Raw genomic sequence first — 15,951 nt, forward strand, 5'->3', positions numbered from 1 at the left:
TTTGCAGGATGGGCGCCTGGAACTGGATAACAACCGGAGTGAGCGGTCGATCAAACCCTTTGTCATTGGCCGCAAGAACTGGTTGTTTGCCAATACTCCGCGGGGTGCACGGGCCAGCGCTATTACTTACAGCATCATAGAAACGGCAAAGGAGAATGGGTTGAATCCTTTCCAATACCTCAGCTATCTTTTTGAAAGACTTCCCAATCTGGACCCCACAGACGGTAACGCCCTGGATCAGTTACTCCCCTGGTCCGATTCGTTACCCCCTGCCTGCAGGGCCAGTAAATAAGCTGGATTTTGTCCCCACCTGATTGCAAGGTGGGGTTTATTTTACGCTTACACTCCCACGCCGTATTCGATCATTAACTCCGCAAGTTTTTCCCCATCGATCAGCACAATGTTCCCAATCCCCTTCGCGTACTCTCTTGCGTCAACCGTAAAAGAAGAAGTCGTAATCAAAACACCTTTTCTTGCTTTTCGCTCAAGCAAACTACCTGCAAATTCACGAACAACACTTACTCCAACGGAACCCTGCCATCTCTTTGCCTGTATACAAAGGACATCTAAACCCAATATATCTTCCTTGATTACTCCGTCTATACCTCCGTCACCCGTTCTGCCAATTCTTTGTGCCGCGTCTCGCACAGAGCCACCATACCCCATCCTGACCAGCAGTTCCAAAACCAACCTTTCAAAGAACTCCGGAGAGCAACCCTTTACGCGCTCAAGGAGCTCTTGGGCCAATTCGCGAGTCAATTCCCTATATACCAGCTCAAGCCGCTCCTCTGGTGGCAAGGGTTCCTCAATTGGCGGCTCTTTTCCACTTCCATTGTTTTCCTCTGAACCACGGAACTCACGAAACTCAGGAAATCTTTCTAGATACTTTACATCCACGTGTGAAGGATTTTCTTTCAGAGTCTCAAGGCCCCGCTGGGTAATGCGAAATTTGCCTCGGCCAATGCCTTCCAAAAGCCCTGCTTTTTTCAGATGCGTTAATGCCCAACCAATTCTGTTGCGAAACCGGGTCTGCCTCCCGCTCGGGAGCAGTTCTCTCACCTCTTCTTCACTTAACCCGAACTGCTCGATCAAAGCATCATGGCACTCACTAATACCATGCTCTTGTCCATCACTGGCAATTTTAAGAAGCGGCAACATGAGGGATTGAAAATCAGGAATTGCCATCTTGGTCTTCTCCTCTCCGCTCAAAGTTTTACGCTCAAGTCTTTTTCCTCCCTCACGGCCTGCATACCTTACACGGCACATACCCTGCCGCTATTGCTTCTTCACGCGTCCCGAACTCCACCCTGTTATGTGGGGCTATTTCAGCCGCCCACCGGCAGTCCGGGCGGTGAAACTTCTTGCTGTTCTTGTTGCCTATGTACCCACTTTTGCTCCCTGTTGGCGTTACCGTTGCCGCCGGTGCCACACCGCCGGCGTCAGGTGCCCTTGGTCTGATGGTACTGCCCAGCTTCTCCACGGAGATGTTCTTCCCGTCGGACGTAAAAACCACGGTACCGTCCCGATCGGTCCGGTAAACCCGAATCCCGGCATTCGCCAGTTTAGCGAGCGTTTCCTTATGCGGGTGGCCGTAGTCATTCCCCGCACCAACAGAAATAATCGCATATTTCGGGGCCACCGCTTTCAGGAAAGCAGGACTTGTGGAACTACTGCTGCCGTGGTGCCCCACCTTGAGCACATCTGCCTTCAGGTTCGCCCCGGAGGCCAGCATTTCTTCTTCCGACTGGGCTTCGGCGTCCCCGGCCAGAAGGAACGACGTGCTGCCGTACTGTATCCTTGTCACGGCGGACCAGTTGTTCAGGTCCTCGTAATTAGAGCCGCACGGGGCGACAAAGTTAACTTTCAGGCTGCCCTGGTCGAGCACCGTGACGCCAGCCCTGGCAGTGGAGATTTTCAAGCCTTTCTCTTTTACCGCCAGCAGGACGTCCTCGAAGGTCTTCGTGGTGGTGGTCACCCGGGGCATGTATACCCGGCCGATGTTAAATGCCCGGATTACGTTGTCCATGCCGCCGATGTGGTCTTCGTGGGGGTGGGTTGCCACCAGGTAATCGATCCGGGAAACACCTTTGCTTTTCAGATAGCTGACCACAGCCGGGCCGTCGTCGTTGTTCCCGGCGTCCACCAGCATGTTCTGTCCATTTGGGAACTGGACCAGGATTGAATCGGCCTGGCCTACGTCAAGGAAGTGAACTTTCAGCAACCCGTCCCCGGAAGATTGAGGACTGGCAGCCGGCGGCCTGCTTTCCCGGTTGTCAGTTGGAGGTACCGACGGGGCAGTTGAGGCTACCGTTCCTGCGTTTGCAGCAGGTTGATCTGATGTATTTGTACCGGAACTGCCGCAGCCTGCGAGGACGGCCAGGAGAAACGCCAGAATCAAAGCGACAATAGCACTTCGCTTCATCATCCCGGACACCACCTAATCCTCAAAAAGTTCGTCCGCCAACCGCTTGATGGCTCCAGCCCTGGTATCAGTGGCTTCTCTGTCCAGGGTTATATGTATATTGATAACGTCCCCTTCCCGGGCTCCGGGTGGGATCAGGGCTTTAGGAATATTGAAGGTCTTCTGGCCGAATTCGATAACGGCCCAATCTTCTTCAAACCGGTCAATGATCAGCATTCTCCCTGTCTCCTTTGAGTGTTCTTTTCCTGGATACTTTTTCTTTTCCGGAGGACCAAAATCCTGCCTCTAACAGGAAAGATGCGGGTACGGTTATTTCTCCGCCGCGGCCATCTCAGACTTCATACTGAGCAAGCGGTAGAAAATCCTGTCCAGTTCCTCCTTTTCAAGCCTGCCTTTATTCTCCGTAATGCAGTTGATGAGCCATTTCTTGTTTACAATCCGGACACTCTTAACCGGTTGGTAGACCTTTACAAAAGCGCGGGTAAATACCACGACCGGGTTGACAAACGGCGCCCTCCCATCCGGGCCTGCCAGCTTCTCCTTGAGCCAGAAACTCTGCCCCAGTACCTGCTTCAGGAAATCCTTTTCCAGGGGCTTTCCGTCCCGCAGCAGGTTTCCGTCTGGGGAAAGGGTTATCTCGCCGGAATGGCCCTTGGTCTCGATGACGAAAACCCCCTTTGGGCCTACCACGATATGGTCTATGTTGCCCATGGGGCAGGGGAAATCGTTGAAGACGGCGTACCCCTTCGGTAACCCCCCGAGAATTTCCGAAACTTTCTCCTCGGCTCTGGCCCCCATGATGGCTTGGTCGATGGTTTTGTCGATTTCTTTCTTGGGATCGAGTAGAGCTCTGCAGACCACTATAAGTAATCCTAAGCTGCCTCCGAGGGCAAGCCAGCCAATTAAATTTAACAAGTAAGAATTCATATGCAATAGTCTGTTAGCAAGCAAATTGAAAATACCGCTTACTGCCAGAAAAACAAAGAGGACCCCGTAGATGCGTATTGTCCTCTTTCTCGCCATCTCTCTGGCCCCTGCTCCGGCCTTGCCGAACTGGACGGGCACCGCAATCTGCTCCTTTCCGTCAGGTTTTCCCGCTCAAATTAAACCACTGTCAGGAAAGAGCGTCAAGAAAACCCTGTCGAACAATGTCGACAGGGCCAGGGTTTTTCTCTGGATGCGTCAAAAAAATCATTTTCCCTTGCTCAATGAAGGCGTGGATGAATACGCGGCGTTTCGTGTATGCCCTGGAGCCCCTACTCAGTGCAGGTAAACTGGGAGCAGTCCTGCTCCAATTCCCTTACTCTTTACATAATACGCAGGAGAACAGGTGCTACCTGGCGAGGCTGAACACGCTCAAGTTCATCGTTCCGGTCGCAGTGGAACTAAGATATTATACCTGAACGGGTAAGCCCACCTGGGATTTCATGCGTTCTTTAGGACTAGGGTACACATGTGTGGACGAACCCAACCTGAATGGCCTGATCAAACCGACTTGCGTATATTACGGCACAATTCATTGAGCACGTCTCGCAGCTCAAGCTGAAACCTTGGATAATCAATCCCCTTCTCAAGTTTCTCAAAAATTAAAGTGGCTACCTGCAGGAAACTGTTATATACGTGCTGAATTATCTTCATGAGAGGTGCACCTCTGAGTTTCCGATCCTTCGGTTACTCGCCCTTGCCAGGCGGTGCACTCTCCTTTCTATTTCCTACCGTCTTTTCCCTTCTTCAATTTCCTACAGTAACTTTACACTAAGGAAAATCCTTTTCCAGGGGCTTTCCGTCCAGCAGCAGGTTTCCGTCTGGGGAGAAGGTTATCTCGCCGAAGTGGCTCTTGGTCTCGATGACGAAAACTCCCGTTGGGCCTACCATGATGTGGTCTATGTTACCCATGAGGCAGGGGAAAGTTTGGTCTTGTCGATGCCGTTCGACAAGATTTTTCTTGACGCTTTTTCCTGACGGTGGTTTAATCTAGGCGGGAAAACCTGACGGAAAGGAGCCGCAGGAAAGCCTTGAAGGCCGGGGACCCCGCATGTGTTAAAATGAATGACCCGACGAGGCATGCGCACCTACATACACGTTCCCCGGAGCCGCCCCGCCGGTGGTTTTAATCAACCACACGCGGGGTAACCGTCAAGGCCACCACATAATCAATATTTTCTATGAAACTGACAGCAGATACGACTAATTGTAGACTAATTGTCCAGATTTAGAGGATCAGCCCGGTGGACAACCGTCTTCATCTTGACCTCGACCAACATTCCCCGAGTATTTTTTATATAACGTCAGCGCCTGCATTTACTTCCTCAACATTAGTCTCTGTTTCCTTAATTTTTTCTTTTAGTTCCATGTAACGTTTCCAATGAACTACGGCCTCAGCTAATTGATGATCGGCTTGATTACGAAATTCTTCAGCCTCGTTGGCGTATGATACTGCTTGATCAATTTCCCAATAAAAATATGCATTCTCATAGGTAGAAATGGCCATTTCTGCTTTTATATTGGCATTAAAAGCAGAATACAAAAAATCATTAAGAGCAATCAAATATAATTCCTTCTCATTTAAGGCTTCAATGAAGGTTTTATGGTAGAATTCTAATTGTTCAGGAACTACTAACTCCACTAATTCAGATTTTATTTTTGTGTTCTCTGCAAGAATTGTATCCATTTTATTAAAAACCGATCTCCAAATCATTGAACCTGAAAATGCAGCCATATCCTTGTCTATTTGTTCGCTTCTTTGAACTAATGACATTAATCGTTCACAATCACGTAATAAAGCATCTAACTCTTTATTTCTTGTTTCTAATTTGTCTAAGAGAGAATTATTTTTTAATAAGGAAAGAGTGAATCTGTATCGATAACTCAGAACCTGGTAATTATCAATTAATTCTTCATTCTCTTTCTTAATGTCTTTTATTTGTTTAACTGCCTGCACTAAAGTAATATTGTGAATATTATTCAATTTATCAAGTTTATCCTGTATTTTGTTGGATTCGGACCAAAGCACTTTAACTTTCTGAGTGAACATTACACTACTTATTCCTTGCCAGGCAACTAAAGTGCAAATTAATAAGCTGAAAATAATCAGAACAGCTTTTCTATTTTGTCCTTTACCATTATATCTGAAACTCTCTTCTTTTGTGAGCTCATCTATAGTTTTTGATTCTTCGTGCGAATTACTTTCTAATATTTGTCTATCATCATCAGTATTCATTATTTATCCCTCCTCTATGAAATATTGTTAAATACTGCTATAGTATCACCCCCTGTTTACAGCAAATGAAAGAAAAACGTTTCAACTCAGCCCGAGCGCTTTCTTTTTCTCGGCGCAGACTTCTCCCCAGTCGCACCCCTCGCAAAAAGCCACCAACCACTCTTTGGACATCGCCATCACTTTGGCCTTGATTTCATGCCAAAGCACCTTTGACCCAACTTCGACACCGAGGTACGCGGCCGCTTCCGCATCCATTTCTCTGATTTCTGCGTCCACCCCGGGCTTGGCGACGCACTTTTCTCCCTGGAGCGTCGGACATGCCCGGCAGATGTCGTCCGCGCCTTCAACTACCACTATTTCTTCGCCCTGCGTAGCCCTGCGCACTACGTCTTCCAGGTTTTCGACAAATTCCCGGCTGTATCCCTCACCCCGGTAGAAGTGCAGGCAAATCAAGTGGTGACCCCTCAACCTGATCATACAAACCGCCCCACCTTCTTGGCCTATAATTTTTTGGGCTACACACCTACGGTTTTAATCAACCCTTAAGTCGTAGCCGTATTTCTGCGAAAGAGCAGCCAATTCTTCCGATAGTGTTTTTAAGTACCCGCGGGGATCACAAAGGTACTGTTCCAGGTGCTTCAGCGCCCAGGGAAGCCTGTCCCGGCAGGTGACCTTTAGACGATATACGGAAGCGGGGTAAGGGTTCAACGAATCGAGGTAGACTTCCTTAACCCCGGCTCCTTTCAAGCCAGATATAAGCTCCTCCAGCACCCCGGGAGCGTCGCTCACTCCCGGAAGAACAGGCGCAATAAAGGCCCATACGTGTAAACCTTCGCCAGCAAGCCTTTTCGCGGCCCGAAGGCGTGCCGACGGCGGGGCGGCCCCGGGTTCTAACACGGAGGCTATTTTGTCATCAGAGGTGGTCACCGTAAAACCGATGGAACAATCCTTCAACTTCTTGAGTATATCCACGTCCCGCACCACAAGGTCGGATTTCGTGAGCAGGTCAATCTCCGCGTTTGGCCACTCCTCTGCAAAGACCTCCAGGGAACTCCTGGTAAGGCCGAATTCGGCCTCCGCGGGCTGGTAGGCGTCTGTAACGGTTCCAAAGATAATCCTGCCCGTAAGGCTTCTTTTCCGATTTAATTCTCGCCTCAAAACCTCCGGGAAGTTGACTTTGGCGGCCACGAATTCGCCCCATTTCCCGGAATGGCCGGAAAAACGAAGCACCGTGTCCGCATAGCAGTAACGGCACCCGTGGGAGCAGCCGACATAAGGGTTCAGGCAGTAACGGTAGCCCGGAATGCCGGTCCTGCTGAGGGCCGTTTTGCAGTAGGTTGGGTTTATCGCCGCTTTGGACATTTCGACGTGGCTCCGTTCCTTTTAGTCTCCGAAAGTGTGGGCAGTATTCCTCCCTTTTCTCTTCTTCCAGGCCGCATTCCCAATAATCGTGACCCAAAATTTAGCGATTGTTTGTCCTTACAAGCGGACGGGCAAGACTTGTTCTCTACGGTGGCACTATTCATGGATGACTGGCCTATCCCCTCTTTAATCTATCAAACCAGCCAATCACATTGCCCAACAGCCTGATGGCCCCTCTCTTGATGCGTTCCCCCAGTGGAGGTCCATCCAGGCCAAGCCTGTTGGCCTCCTCCTTCAAACGCTTCGCACAGGTATCCACTTTCTGCAGGGCCGATATAAGTCCCGGGTGATTAAACCTCTCTTCTTCCATTACCCACCGGCAGACCTCCAGGCCCGGCTTATACAGACCGTGTTCCCACTGCGAGCGGTCATAGTATGCCTTATCGACGACGGCTGCCCAGGCAGCCTTCTCGCGCAGCCCTTCTATCCTATTCTCTATCCTGCCCTTTATCTCCCGGAACAGAAGACACCGGCGTGACGGCCAGAGCCAGCTCAGGAAGTTGATCTTCAAGCGGCGTTTGACTGACCCGATCTTGCCCTCCAGTGCCGCGACCTTGTGCTCTATGGCCTCCGGCACCAACCGCACCACTTCATATAACGCCCTGTTCAGCTTATCCTTGGCCTCCTCCAGGGGCTGCAGCCGAGCACTGTTGGCCAGTTTCCTGCCGGCCACAGCGCCGGCTACTGCCCCGAGAATACTCCCAATAGCCGCTCCGACCGGCCCCAGCACCATACCGCCAACGGCCAAACCCACTTTGCTGCCGATAAAACCACCGCCGCCTACCATTGCTACGTCCCTTCCGACATTCCTTGCGGCCTCAGACAGATTAACGCGGCCGTCTGCCAGCAAGACACCTTCTCTCACCGCTGCCAGGGCCAGAGTGATGACCGGCACGTGGAAAGGTATCGAGTCAATTGCGTGAACACCATGGATTGTATTATGTACATGCTCCGCGACCTGGGAGTGAATAAGGTCTTTATCCACTATTACGTGGCTGTTGTCGGCAAAGTGCTGTCCCATTTCAGCATTGACGATGACCGGAATATCCGGGTACCTCTCAAGGTGCTCTTTGATAATGGCTGGGTCCATGACGCATTTAACCTGCAGGGGGTGGCCGTCCACCAGCAGGTCCCAGCCTTCCTGGTTGGGTGTGTCGGGAAACTCCACCACATGCCCCTGGGCAGCAAGGTGCGCCGCCACTATCTGCTCGGCCGCGTACCCCTGAAGTCTCTCCACAGCCCCAGTGATGGAGGCCTCGCCGCCGGTGTAGAACTGGTCATGGACGTACGCGCTGAGCCGGTTAAACGTACTCAGATCCAGCTTGCTGGAGAAATCCATAGCCTCCAGTACACGGTCATCCATCATGGCCAGGGCGTGGACGACATCATAGGCCGTGGCACCAGCCACTGCGGCTGGCTCTATTATCCGGTACCACGGACTTCCAGTCAACTCGCCGAGCTTGTCCTCTGTAATAACCTTCTGGTTGAGTTCTTCATGGAGCTTCTCCCATCGGTAGCGTCGCAATAAGGCAAATCCCACCACTGCAGCAGGGACGGCGAGAATTATACCAACCACCATTCTTTCCCTCTTTCCCTAATTTGCATCATACCATTACAATGTTCTTCAGTCACGAACTCTCCGCCGTTCAATCGCTGCTCTTTCAAACATCTAGCTTAAAATACACAGAAAAAAGAAGAAAATTTCTGGTTACGGCATGCTCGTAATTTATTTTATCAATATATAGAAGAATACCAACAACACTGACTAAAGCCACTTCTTTGAAGATTTCAAGCGGAGAGCCAATCTATATTCGGATTCAGCAGGGTTTGTTACGACAAGTAAAACTGCCACGGCCAGCAATACCAGCCATTTTGAAAACTCTTCAAGGCTTCCACCACTTTAATTACGGCCTGCAAACTTTACACGGCACGTACCCTGCCTTAACCGCCTCTTCCCTGCTCCGGAACTCCACCCGGTTCTGTGGAGCTATCTTCTGCGCCCATTGACAGTCCGGGCGGTGGAACTTCTTGGAGTTCGAGTTACCTATGTATCTCGTCCCGCTACCAGCCTTACCGGTCGGAGCCACGGGAGCTGCACCCCATAACCCCTTGCCCTTTTCCCGCGCCTCCCGCTGAAATTTGACGAACATATCCGCGTACTTGACATTGGGCGGGACCGTCATCACCTGGGCGTATCCGTCCAACAGGAGCCGGGCGTTGAACATCTTGGCCCGCACTTCCTCTTCGGAACCAGAAGAAGGCCGCTCCAGCCAGACGTAGGCCAAAAGGCGGCCGTACTTATCCCGCTCCTGGACGTCAAACTCCAGGTAAACAGTTTTCCCGGAAAGCCTCTCCCGGGTGTAAGCCGCCGCTTCTTTTCCGAAAGGCTGTTCCTCTATCCTCAACTCCGGATGAGCTATCTCCGGGCAGTTGACGCCGGTGAACCGCACCTTTTCGTCTTTCCCGGCAAGCTGCACATGCACGGTGTCGCCGTCGGAAACGGACGTCACGACAGCCGGGACCACGCGGACACTATTTTGCGCCCGGGGTGGTTCCGGCAGGTTTCCCTTCGGTCCTACTAAAACAGCCTGGCTCCCGGGATTCCAGCCCACCTCGTAGCCGAACGCTTCAGCCACAAATCTGGCGGGCAGGTAAGTGCGCCCGTTGCGTACTACCGGGGCAACGTCCATCTGTTTGGGTTCATCGTTGACGTACATCACCTTGCCGCCCACGGCCAGGACCACGGTAACCTTATCCCTGATCAGGGTGACCGTGCCTGCGGAAGGACTCCAGGTGATTTTATCTTCCGGTACCCCCAGGGCCAGGGCAAGGTAGCGCACTGGGACGTAGGTCCTGCCCTGTTCGGCGAATGCGGCGGCGTCCATCTGCTTCGCCTGGCCGTCCGCAGTGTACCCCTTCTGGCCGACAACGAAAACGGCTTTATGATCCGGTGCGGCCAGAACGGGGAAAGCGAAAGCCAGGATTACCAGCAGGAAGGTCAACAAAGCGGCTGTTTTGCGCATCTTATAACAAACACCCCCGCACCACAGGTATTTTTCCTGATTCTTTTCTACTTTCCGGCGCGGGTTCCTGCCCTGAAATGGAAAAAGTTATCTTCCTGATGCCGTCCCCGCCGTTTTGGGACCGAGCTTCGCCCGGTAATAATCCACAATCAGCTCATCCACCTTCCGGCTGGCCGCCAGTAGCTTATTTCTATCGTTGGGGAAGGATTTGGGCATCTCAACGGCAAAAACTAATTGCATAACTTCAAAGAAAGCAGGTGTTTACGGTGCCGTTAATGTGGCTTGTATTCCTTATTCTGTTGTTTCCTTTTTTGATTTTTGTTCTTTTTTTCCAGGTGGCAACCTTTTCTTTTGCCAAGCTGGGCCTGTCCCCAACTGGAGCCGTTCTGCTCTTCAGCTTGTCTATCATAGGCGGGATTATTAACATTCCTGTATCCCGCCGGAGATTTGTGGTTGAGGAAGAACGGTTATTCTTCCCTTTTCTCTTTTACTACCCGCCAAGAGTACGTGAGCAGATAATCGCCGTCAACGTAGGGGGTGCTGTGATTCCTGTTCTCTTCAGCCTGTACCTCCTGGAACGCACGCCCCTCTGGCCTGCATTGACGGCTGCGATCATCGTGACGATAGTAGCCAGGGCTTTGGCCCGCCCTGTACCGGGGGTGGGCATTTCCCTGCCCGCCTTTATCCCTCCGCTGGTGGCCGCGGCAGCAGCCATTCTTTTAGCCGGCAAGGATGCCGCTCCGGTAGCTTACATTGCCGGCGTTTGGGGTACTCTCATCGGAGCCGACCTGTTGAACCTGCACAAGTTCAGGGAACTGGGTGCACATGTCCTGAGCATAGGAGGAGCAGGGGTGTTTGACGGCATCTTCCTGGTAGGAGTAGTGGCTGCCTTGCTGGCTTAGCAATTTAAGTTCTTTCTTTGTTTTAAACGCAAATAAGGAGCGCTCTTTTCGGCCACTTTTGGCCCGTGCGCTCCGGTTTCACGAATTTGGACTGGTATGGTATTTTACTCCCCTATTTCCGGACAGCTTTGTCCGATAATATTCCAGCACCAGCTCATCCACCTTCCGGCTCGCCGCCAGGAGTTTCTCCCTGTCGCCGGGATTTGTGGCCAGCATTTTTCTCCTTGCCTTCTCCAATTGCAGAATTACCCTTCCGAGTTCCAACAAAAATCTCTCCCTTTCACCATTTTGGCACCAGATCCAATTGAACCACTTTCAGGAAAACGCGTCAAGAAAAACCCTGTCGAACGGTGTCGGATCGACAGGGTTTTTCTTATTAAAAACTACAGAAGGCATGAAATTTTCCAGCTTCACGACCAATTAATTATGGTAGAAGAAAGAAGCGAGGGATCATCATGCAAAAACAACAGTCCTTTGTACCTGAAAAAGTAGAAAAATTTCTCACGGAAAACGGGTGGGAGAAAGTCTACGACAGACCCCCCGATGGCCATCAGACGTGGCAGAAATATTGTCAGGGCTTCTGGGAGTTGGTTATCTACTCTATGGAGGACGGCCGGCACCACTGCAATCTCTGGCACGGAAGCGATGCCATAAAGCCAGAAGCCGTCTTCTCACTGCGTTCCATCAAGGCGGTACTGCGGCGGCGGGGACTGGCGATATAACCTGCCTTTAAAGCAAAATGCTAACTGTACTTTACAAAAATGGTGGTCAAAATCTAAAGTAACCTTGACGAAATTGCAAAATGGTCAAAATTGCCTCGCCAGCTCGAACTCCACCACCCACACTCGGCGCCCGGGTCCCAAAAGCCGTATATTCCGCTCGAACGCCTCCCGGTACGCCTTTACCGAGGAATAGCCTTGGTTCCGGATGTCCCCTCTCCTGGATGTTGCCCAGCCGCTCCCGCCGAACGGCAATCACCAGGTTCCATTTGCTCAGTTGCCCGGTGTACTTTTCGGTCCATTCCGCGAAGTCATGCAGGGACATCCCGAAGATTTGACGCGCCAACTTCAGTCGCCGCGCTAGGTACCTGCGGCGGTGAAAAACAATGTGAGCCCTGTCGTGACGTTTTACGGCAACCACCCCCATTATTGTACCGCCTACCGTACCGGCCCCAGGACCACCGTACCCCACCGTCCGCAGGAAACCAGACGGCCACTGCAGTACGGGCACCTCTCAGGGGGCATAGCTTCCCAGGCGTCCGCCCAGACCGTTTTGGCACAACGGTCACACCTGTACTCCATGCACTCTGCAACCTTCCTGGCCGGTGCATCATAATTCCAAATTAAACTGGCCACGAAGGAACTCATGCTTTTATCCTCCCGGGCGGCCAATTCCTTCAACCGCCGGTATTCGGATTCCTCCAGGTAAAGCATCACTTTCTTATTCCGCATGCAATCACCCTACACTAGTGTTTTATACTAGTATATTATCACGTCAATGATACTAGTACATAACACTAGTGTTTCCTACTTCTCGCTATCTTCCCTGCCACCACTTCCCCAACCCCCGCCAGCACATGGACCACCTCTCCCGGAAACCCCTGCCTCTCCAGCTCCGCCAGAACCTCAGCCTTCGTAAAGCTCCTGTCCCGGTAAGGCCGGTGTTCCAAAAGCGCCGTATAGACTTCCACCGCCCGCCTGCCTGAATGCAACTGCCGCATTTCTAAGAACATCTTTATCCACTATTTTTGGATTATCATAGCTCCCGAAACAGACAGAAGGGGAGCACTGCTTTTTCCGGTTTCCACACCCTGAACCTGCCTTTCTGAACGATAACCAGGTATTTGGGATTCCTGTCGGTCGCCTGTTCTTTCCTATTGTCCCGCTTCCGGAGAAACAGGATTTTTACCATCCCGCTGCTTTTCAAACACCTAAACGAAAAGGGGTACACCGTCTTCGGCTACCCGAGAGACCCGCTGGTCCTCCGCACCTGATTCCGGCAAACCAGCAACCGGCAGGAGGATCGCTAAGAATGACGAATTTTTTTAAAAAGCGACTCTGAGGAGGTGAGCACCATCCCGGTTACCAGTTCCCGCAGCTCAACACCCGAGCGCACCTTTTGCCCATGGCGGTTGGCCTGGGTAGCGTTTCTGGCTGTCGCGGCGGTCCTCATTGCGGCAGCCCTGGTATCGCTAGCCTCTGGTTGCCTATTTCCGTTGACGCTTAAGCCCGCCTCCAGGCGCGACATCCCCGGACTTACCCTCTCTGCAGCAAAACGGCGCACAGCGCAGGCGCCGGTCTATTATCGAGACCGCGTGGTGGTACTTATGTTCCACAACATTAGCGCCTCCTACCGCGGAAGGGGAACCATCACGCCGGAAGCGTTCGCTACCGATGTTCACCAGCTGCTCGCCGCAGGCTTCCGGCCCGTTTCCGCCGGCCAGTTGGCGGCCTTCCTGGAAGGCAGGCACGACGTACCCGCCAACGCGGTGCTCATAACTTTCGACGACGGTTACGCCGGCGTCTACTCATATATGTACCCCGTCTTGAAACGGTACCACGTACCCGCCACGGTCTTCCTGATTGCCGGGTACATAGGCAAAAAACCGGGATTTCTCACATGGCCGCAGGCGCGCGAGATGGCGGCCTCGGGCCTGGTTACCTTTGGCGGGCATACCTTCGATGCCCATTACCCCGCCCCGACCGGCCCGGAGTGTACCGCGCCGGCCACCGTTGCTCACATCTATGACCCCGGGACCGGCCGCAAAGAAACGCCGGAAGAGTACCGCACCCGAATGCTGGCCGACAGCCTGCGCGCCCAGGAGGTGTTTCACTGCGAGTTGGGGAGCACCACGCCGTACTTCGCCTACCCCTATGGCGCCTACACGCCGAAACTCGACCGTGTCCTTCTTGACGCGGGGTACCGCTATTTCTTCACCGTCCTTACCGGCGCGAACAAGCGCGGGCAGAACCCACACCGCATCTATCGGGTGAACGCAGGTGTCCCGGAGATGTCACCCGAAAAGATGGTGGCCACCATTCGCGGCGTGGCCCGTGGCGTGCGTTTCAAACCGCCGCCTTCGACGTGGCTACCGCGCTGGGCCAGAGACCCGGCGTCCTACGCCGGCGCGGTGCCGGAACAATCCCCGCATACCACCGACCACCTCCAGCACCAGCGTTGAGAGCTGCCGGTAGTTCAGCGCGAACAGGAAGCCGCACACGTAGGAAAGCGGTGGCAACCAGGGAGCGGGCACCAGCGTCGGGGATAGAAGGACGGTACCCAACATCAGCACCCAGAATGTGGCTGCCCGGGAGGGGGTAAGAAAGCAAGCCGGTTCAACCAGCCGGTTGATCCTTTCGAACGCCAGGGATAAGGCAACCACCCCGGCGAGGACGAGCGGCCAAACCAGGGCCGGCACCGCAGGCAGGGTGGACCTGTGCCAAAGATAGAGCAACAGGTAATGGGCGTAGAAGAAAAAGAGTGAACGCCGGCCCAGGTAAACCAGCCACCCCGGAACTGCCTGAATGAACGGTCGCACGACGGCCAGAAACCCGTACAACACAAGGCCGACCAGGAAATACTGAGTGTTCATATCCCACTTTTCGCAATGCCCCAGGCCTTGCAGGGAGAGGACGGCGTAAGCAGCTCCCGCACCAAGAGTAACCAGAACGGCAGTCCGCTGGTGAGAGTAACAGAAAATCCCCCAGAGGAAAAAAGCGAGCCAGGGAAAAAGAGGGAAGAGCCCCGGTGGAACAAGGAAGCCGGTTGCTATAGAGGCTGGGATGGCCATCTTTTTGGCCATCAGGTGTAGCAGGAACGGTAGCGGAAACAAAAATCCGCTCATCTCCGGACCGAGCCACCGCACGAGAAAGGTGGTTGCGATGACCCCCAGGGCGATGCCCTGGGGCACCTCGCATTGCGGTTCGTGCCAGAAGTTAACCCCTTTGGCGCCCACAAAACTCAGCCCGAGGAAGAAGAACAGGGCGTAGAAGAGGAACAGGCTGCCAGCGGACCGTGCACGGAGCTGAAGCACCGTGGTCACCCCGCTGACACTAAAAAAAATAACGGGTGCAAACGTCCCCAGAAAAACGAGCTGGTGCGTGATCCAGCCGTCCGTGGCAACGTGAGAATGGGCGAAAAGCATGAGGACACAGCCCAGTGTCTTCAACAGGTCAAGCGAATAATCCCGCTTTTGCAACGGAACTCCTCCTGATATTCCGAAAGTATTCGTTATCCATGGAAGCCCTATCACTGTTTCATTTTTGCTATCAACTTCTATCAAGTAGCGATAAAAGTGACAGCAAAAGCAGTTTACGCTCTCCGAGAGGCCGGGTACCCCCACCTGCCCGGCTGACGGGGCAGGCGGACCGCGGGCTTCTGGAGTCCCGCCCGAAGCAGTCACCGCCAAACCGGTACGTCATCCAGCAGACCCGAAAGGCCCACCGTCTTTATCCAGCCTGACGGCTTCCAAACGGCGGGGTGGTCTTATCGCCCAAAGGCTCCCACCTGAAGGACAGGGACGGTTTGGCCGACCGGAATACCGTTACCCGCATATTCCAGTGCAGGCTACCCGGCAGTGCTCCGCTTTCCGTGGAAAGCGTCATCGTCAAAGCCGTCCTCGCGTGCAGCCAAAAGCCAGCCGACCGCACGTTCCAACGGTCTTTCTCCCACCGGGCCAGCCCCTGCCCTTTCCCGGGAACATCCCGGGAGAATGAAAGGTGAACATCACCTGATATTAGTTTATATCATGCAATATTGGTTGGTAATACCTATTTTAGGTAATTATCAGAAGAAAAGAAGCTGTTTTCCACCTCCGAAAGCAGGACGCAACGATCCGGGTGCTCTCAGAAACGCGCCCGTGGATGTCGTAGCAGTCCCCGCCCTCATCTTCTACCAATCTGATGCATACTGTCGTTCCTTCCAAGTCCGGGACCGGTTCGCATGTCTTATTATAGAAAAAGA

The 15,951-nt window shown here is 52.9% G+C and carries 21 protein-coding genes and 1 pseudogene; 5 read left to right on the forward strand and 17 right to left on the reverse strand.

Annotation, left to right across the window (positions count from 1 at the left end; translation table 11 throughout):
- Positions 1–292, forward strand: a 292-nt coding sequence (locus BUA65_RS09020) for a transposase domain-containing protein (protein ID WP_131821483.1), incomplete at its 5' end; no start/stop codon positions are given.
- Positions 293–339: 47 nt separating this feature from the next.
- Here BUA65_RS09020 and BUA65_RS09025 read toward each other — a convergent pair.
- The 5 genes and pseudogenes from BUA65_RS09025 to BUA65_RS09040 form a co-directional block, all read right to left on the reverse strand.
- Positions 340–1,185, reverse strand: a complete 846-nt coding sequence (locus BUA65_RS09025) for a restriction endonuclease (protein WP_072869057.1) — start codon at positions 1,183–1,185, stop codon at positions 340–342.
- A 52-nt stretch (positions 1,186–1,237) separates the two neighbouring features.
- Positions 1,238–1,480 carry an Ada metal-binding domain-containing protein gene (locus BUA65_RS19335; protein ID WP_439328938.1) on the reverse strand — a complete coding sequence of 81 codons (243 nt, stop codon included), beginning with the start codon at positions 1,478–1,480 and terminating at the stop codon, positions 1,238–1,240.
- Positions 1,478–2,422, reverse strand: a pseudogene (locus BUA65_RS09030) (ComEC/Rec2 family competence protein); the annotation flags it as partial. The pseudogene BUA65_RS09030 and the gene BUA65_RS19335, both read right to left, overlap by 3 nt.
- Positions 2,423–2,437: 15 nt before the next feature.
- Entirely contained in the window at positions 2,438–2,638 is a 201-nt protein-coding gene (locus tag BUA65_RS09035; RefSeq protein ID WP_072869060.1) for a DUF3006 domain-containing protein, read from the reverse strand.
- 93 nt (positions 2,639–2,731) lie between these two features.
- A complete protein-coding gene (locus tag BUA65_RS09040; protein WP_072869062.1) occupies positions 2,732–3,487 on the reverse strand; it encodes a nuclease-related domain-containing protein in 756 nt (251 codons plus the stop codon).
- 155 nt (positions 3,488–3,642) lie between these two features.
- Between BUA65_RS09040 and BUA65_RS19200 the strand changes: the two genes are divergently transcribed.
- Positions 3,643–3,825 (forward strand): DUF72 domain-containing protein, encoded by a 183-nt coding sequence (locus BUA65_RS19200; protein WP_072869063.1) that lies wholly within the window; start codon positions 3,643–3,645, stop codon positions 3,823–3,825.
- A gap of 352 nt (positions 3,826–4,177) precedes the next feature.
- On the opposite strand, the gene BUA65_RS19205 is transcribed toward BUA65_RS19200, so the two are convergent.
- The 7 genes from BUA65_RS19205 to BUA65_RS18245 form a co-directional block, all read right to left on the reverse strand.
- Positions 4,178–4,318: a nuclease-related domain-containing protein gene (locus BUA65_RS19205; protein ID WP_084062218.1), complete on the reverse strand. Its 141-nt coding sequence runs from the start codon at positions 4,316–4,318 to the stop codon at positions 4,178–4,180.
- Positions 4,319–4,700: 382 nt separating this feature from the next.
- Positions 4,701–5,642 carry a hypothetical protein gene (locus BUA65_RS09055; protein ID WP_072869065.1) on the reverse strand — a complete coding sequence of 314 codons (942 nt, stop codon included), beginning with the start codon at positions 5,640–5,642 and terminating at the stop codon, positions 4,701–4,703.
- 81 nt (positions 5,643–5,723) lie between these two features.
- Entirely contained in the window at positions 5,724–6,119 is a 396-nt protein-coding gene (locus BUA65_RS09060) for a DUF1284 domain-containing protein (protein ID WP_072869067.1), read from the reverse strand.
- Positions 6,120–6,173: 54 nt separating this feature from the next.
- A complete protein-coding gene (locus tag BUA65_RS09065; protein WP_072869069.1) occupies positions 6,174–7,004 on the reverse strand; it encodes an SPL family radical SAM protein in 831 nt (276 codons plus the stop codon).
- A gap of 175 nt (positions 7,005–7,179) precedes the next feature.
- Entirely contained in the window at positions 7,180–8,643 is a 1,464-nt protein-coding gene (locus BUA65_RS09070; RefSeq protein ID WP_072869070.1) for a hypothetical protein, read from the reverse strand.
- Between the two features lie 325 nt (positions 8,644–8,968).
- Positions 8,969–10,087: a stalk domain-containing protein gene (locus tag BUA65_RS09075; RefSeq protein WP_072869072.1), complete on the reverse strand. Its 1,119-nt coding sequence runs from the start codon at positions 10,085–10,087 to the stop codon at positions 8,969–8,971.
- A gap of 87 nt (positions 10,088–10,174) precedes the next feature.
- On the reverse strand, positions 10,175–10,327 hold the full coding sequence (locus BUA65_RS18245) for a hypothetical protein (RefSeq protein WP_165613224.1): 153 nt from the start codon (positions 10,325–10,327) through the stop codon (positions 10,175–10,177).
- Positions 10,328–10,362: 35 nt separating this feature from the next.
- Between BUA65_RS18245 and BUA65_RS09080 the strand changes: the two genes are divergently transcribed.
- A complete protein-coding gene (locus tag BUA65_RS09080) occupies positions 10,363–10,989 on the forward strand; it encodes a DUF1614 domain-containing protein (RefSeq protein WP_242656288.1) in 627 nt (208 codons plus the stop codon).
- Positions 10,990–11,067: 78 nt separating this feature from the next.
- On the opposite strand, the gene BUA65_RS09085 is transcribed toward BUA65_RS09080, so the two are convergent.
- Positions 11,068–11,253, reverse strand: coding sequence for an aspartyl-phosphate phosphatase Spo0E family protein (locus BUA65_RS09085; protein ID WP_242656284.1), 186 nt, complete (start codon positions 11,251–11,253; stop codon positions 11,068–11,070).
- Positions 11,254–11,444: 191 nt separating this feature from the next.
- Between BUA65_RS09085 and BUA65_RS09090 the strand changes: the two genes are divergently transcribed.
- Entirely contained in the window at positions 11,445–11,711 is a 267-nt protein-coding gene (locus BUA65_RS09090; protein ID WP_072869077.1) for a hypothetical protein, read from the forward strand.
- A gap of 435 nt (positions 11,712–12,146) precedes the next feature.
- On the opposite strand, the gene BUA65_RS09100 is transcribed toward BUA65_RS09090, so the two are convergent.
- The 3 genes from BUA65_RS09100 to BUA65_RS09110 all read right to left on the reverse strand — a co-directional run bounded on the left by BUA65_RS09100 (position 12,147) and on the right by BUA65_RS09110 (position 13,236).
- On the reverse strand, positions 12,147–12,440 hold the full coding sequence (locus tag BUA65_RS09100; RefSeq protein ID WP_072869081.1) for a hypothetical protein: 294 nt from the start codon (positions 12,438–12,440) through the stop codon (positions 12,147–12,149).
- A 65-nt stretch (positions 12,441–12,505) separates the two neighbouring features.
- Positions 12,506–12,721 carry a hypothetical protein gene (locus BUA65_RS09105; protein ID WP_072869083.1) on the reverse strand — a complete coding sequence of 72 codons (216 nt, stop codon included), beginning with the start codon at positions 12,719–12,721 and terminating at the stop codon, positions 12,506–12,508.
- 293 nt (positions 12,722–13,014) lie between these two features.
- Positions 13,015–13,236 (reverse strand): hypothetical protein, encoded by a 222-nt coding sequence (locus tag BUA65_RS09110; protein ID WP_072869084.1) that lies wholly within the window; start codon positions 13,234–13,236, stop codon positions 13,015–13,017.
- Positions 13,237–13,315: 79 nt separating this feature from the next.
- On the opposite strand from BUA65_RS09110, the gene BUA65_RS09115 reads away from it, so the two are divergent.
- Positions 13,316–14,170: a polysaccharide deacetylase family protein gene (locus BUA65_RS09115; RefSeq protein WP_072869086.1), complete on the forward strand. Its 855-nt coding sequence runs from the start codon at positions 13,316–13,318 to the stop codon at positions 14,168–14,170.
- Here BUA65_RS09115 and BUA65_RS18055 read toward each other — a convergent pair.
- Positions 14,078–15,187: a hypothetical protein gene (locus tag BUA65_RS18055; protein WP_131821484.1), complete on the reverse strand. Its 1,110-nt coding sequence runs from the start codon at positions 15,185–15,187 to the stop codon at positions 14,078–14,080. The genes BUA65_RS09115 and BUA65_RS18055 overlap by 93 nt on opposite strands.
- Between the last annotated feature and the right edge of the window lie 764 nt (positions 15,188–15,951).

The sequence above is a fragment of the Desulfofundulus thermosubterraneus DSM 16057 genome, from assembly GCF_900142025.1.
Lineage (GTDB): Bacteria > Bacillota > Desulfotomaculia > Desulfotomaculales > Desulfovirgulaceae > Desulfofundulus > Desulfofundulus thermosubterraneus.

Bases quoted from the DNA above. Each gene is read 5' to 3' on its own strand.
- BUA65_RS18245 (WP_165613224.1), bottom strand. From the start codon at position 10,327: ATGCAATTAGTTTTTGCCGTTGAGATGCCCAAATCCTTCCCCAACGAT.
- BUA65_RS09025 (WP_072869057.1), bottom strand. From the start codon at position 1,185: ATGGCAATTCCTGATTTTCAATCCCTCATGTTGCCGCTTCTTAAAATT.
- BUA65_RS09060 (WP_072869067.1), bottom strand. From the start codon at position 6,119: ATGATCAGGTTGAGGGGTCACCACTTGATTTGCCTGCACTTCTACCGG.
- BUA65_RS09115 (WP_072869086.1), top strand. From the start codon at position 13,316: ATGTTCCACAACATTAGCGCCTCCTACCGCGGAAGGGGAACCATCACG.
- BUA65_RS09090 (WP_072869077.1), top strand. From the start codon at position 11,445: ATGCAAAAACAACAGTCCTTTGTACCTGAAAAAGTAGAAAAATTTCTC.
- BUA65_RS09055 (WP_072869065.1), bottom strand. From the start codon at position 5,642: ATGAATACTGATGATGATAGACAAATATTAGAAAGTAATTCGCACGAA.
- BUA65_RS09070 (WP_072869070.1), bottom strand. From the start codon at position 8,643: ATGGTGGTTGGTATAATTCTCGCCGTCCCTGCTGCAGTGGTGGGATTT.
- BUA65_RS09075 (WP_072869072.1), bottom strand. From the start codon at position 10,087: ATGCGCAAAACAGCCGCTTTGTTGACCTTCCTGCTGGTAATCCTGGCT.
- BUA65_RS09110 (WP_072869084.1), bottom strand. From the start codon at position 13,236: ATGTCGCGCCTGGAGGCGGGCTTAAGCGTCAACGGAAATAGGCAACCA.
- BUA65_RS09065 (WP_072869069.1), bottom strand. From the start codon at position 7,004: ATGTCCAAAGCGGCGATAAACCCAACCTACTGCAAAACGGCCCTCAGC.
- BUA65_RS09035 (WP_072869060.1), bottom strand. From the start codon at position 2,638: ATGCTGATCATTGACCGGTTTGAAGAAGATTGGGCCGTTATCGAATTC.
- BUA65_RS19205 (WP_084062218.1), bottom strand. From the start codon at position 4,318: ATGGGTAACATAGACCACATCATGGTAGGCCCAACGGGAGTTTTCGTC.
- BUA65_RS19200 (WP_072869063.1), top strand. From the start codon at position 3,643: ATGAATACGCGGCGTTTCGTGTATGCCCTGGAGCCCCTACTCAGTGCA.
- BUA65_RS09100 (WP_072869081.1), bottom strand. From the start codon at position 12,440: ATGCGGAATAAGAAAGTGATGCTTTACCTGGAGGAATCCGAATACCGG.
- BUA65_RS09105 (WP_072869083.1), bottom strand. From the start codon at position 12,721: ATGTTCTTAGAAATGCGGCAGTTGCATTCAGGCAGGCGGGCGGTGGAA.
- BUA65_RS09080 (WP_242656288.1), top strand. From the start codon at position 10,363: ATGTGGCTTGTATTCCTTATTCTGTTGTTTCCTTTTTTGATTTTTGTT.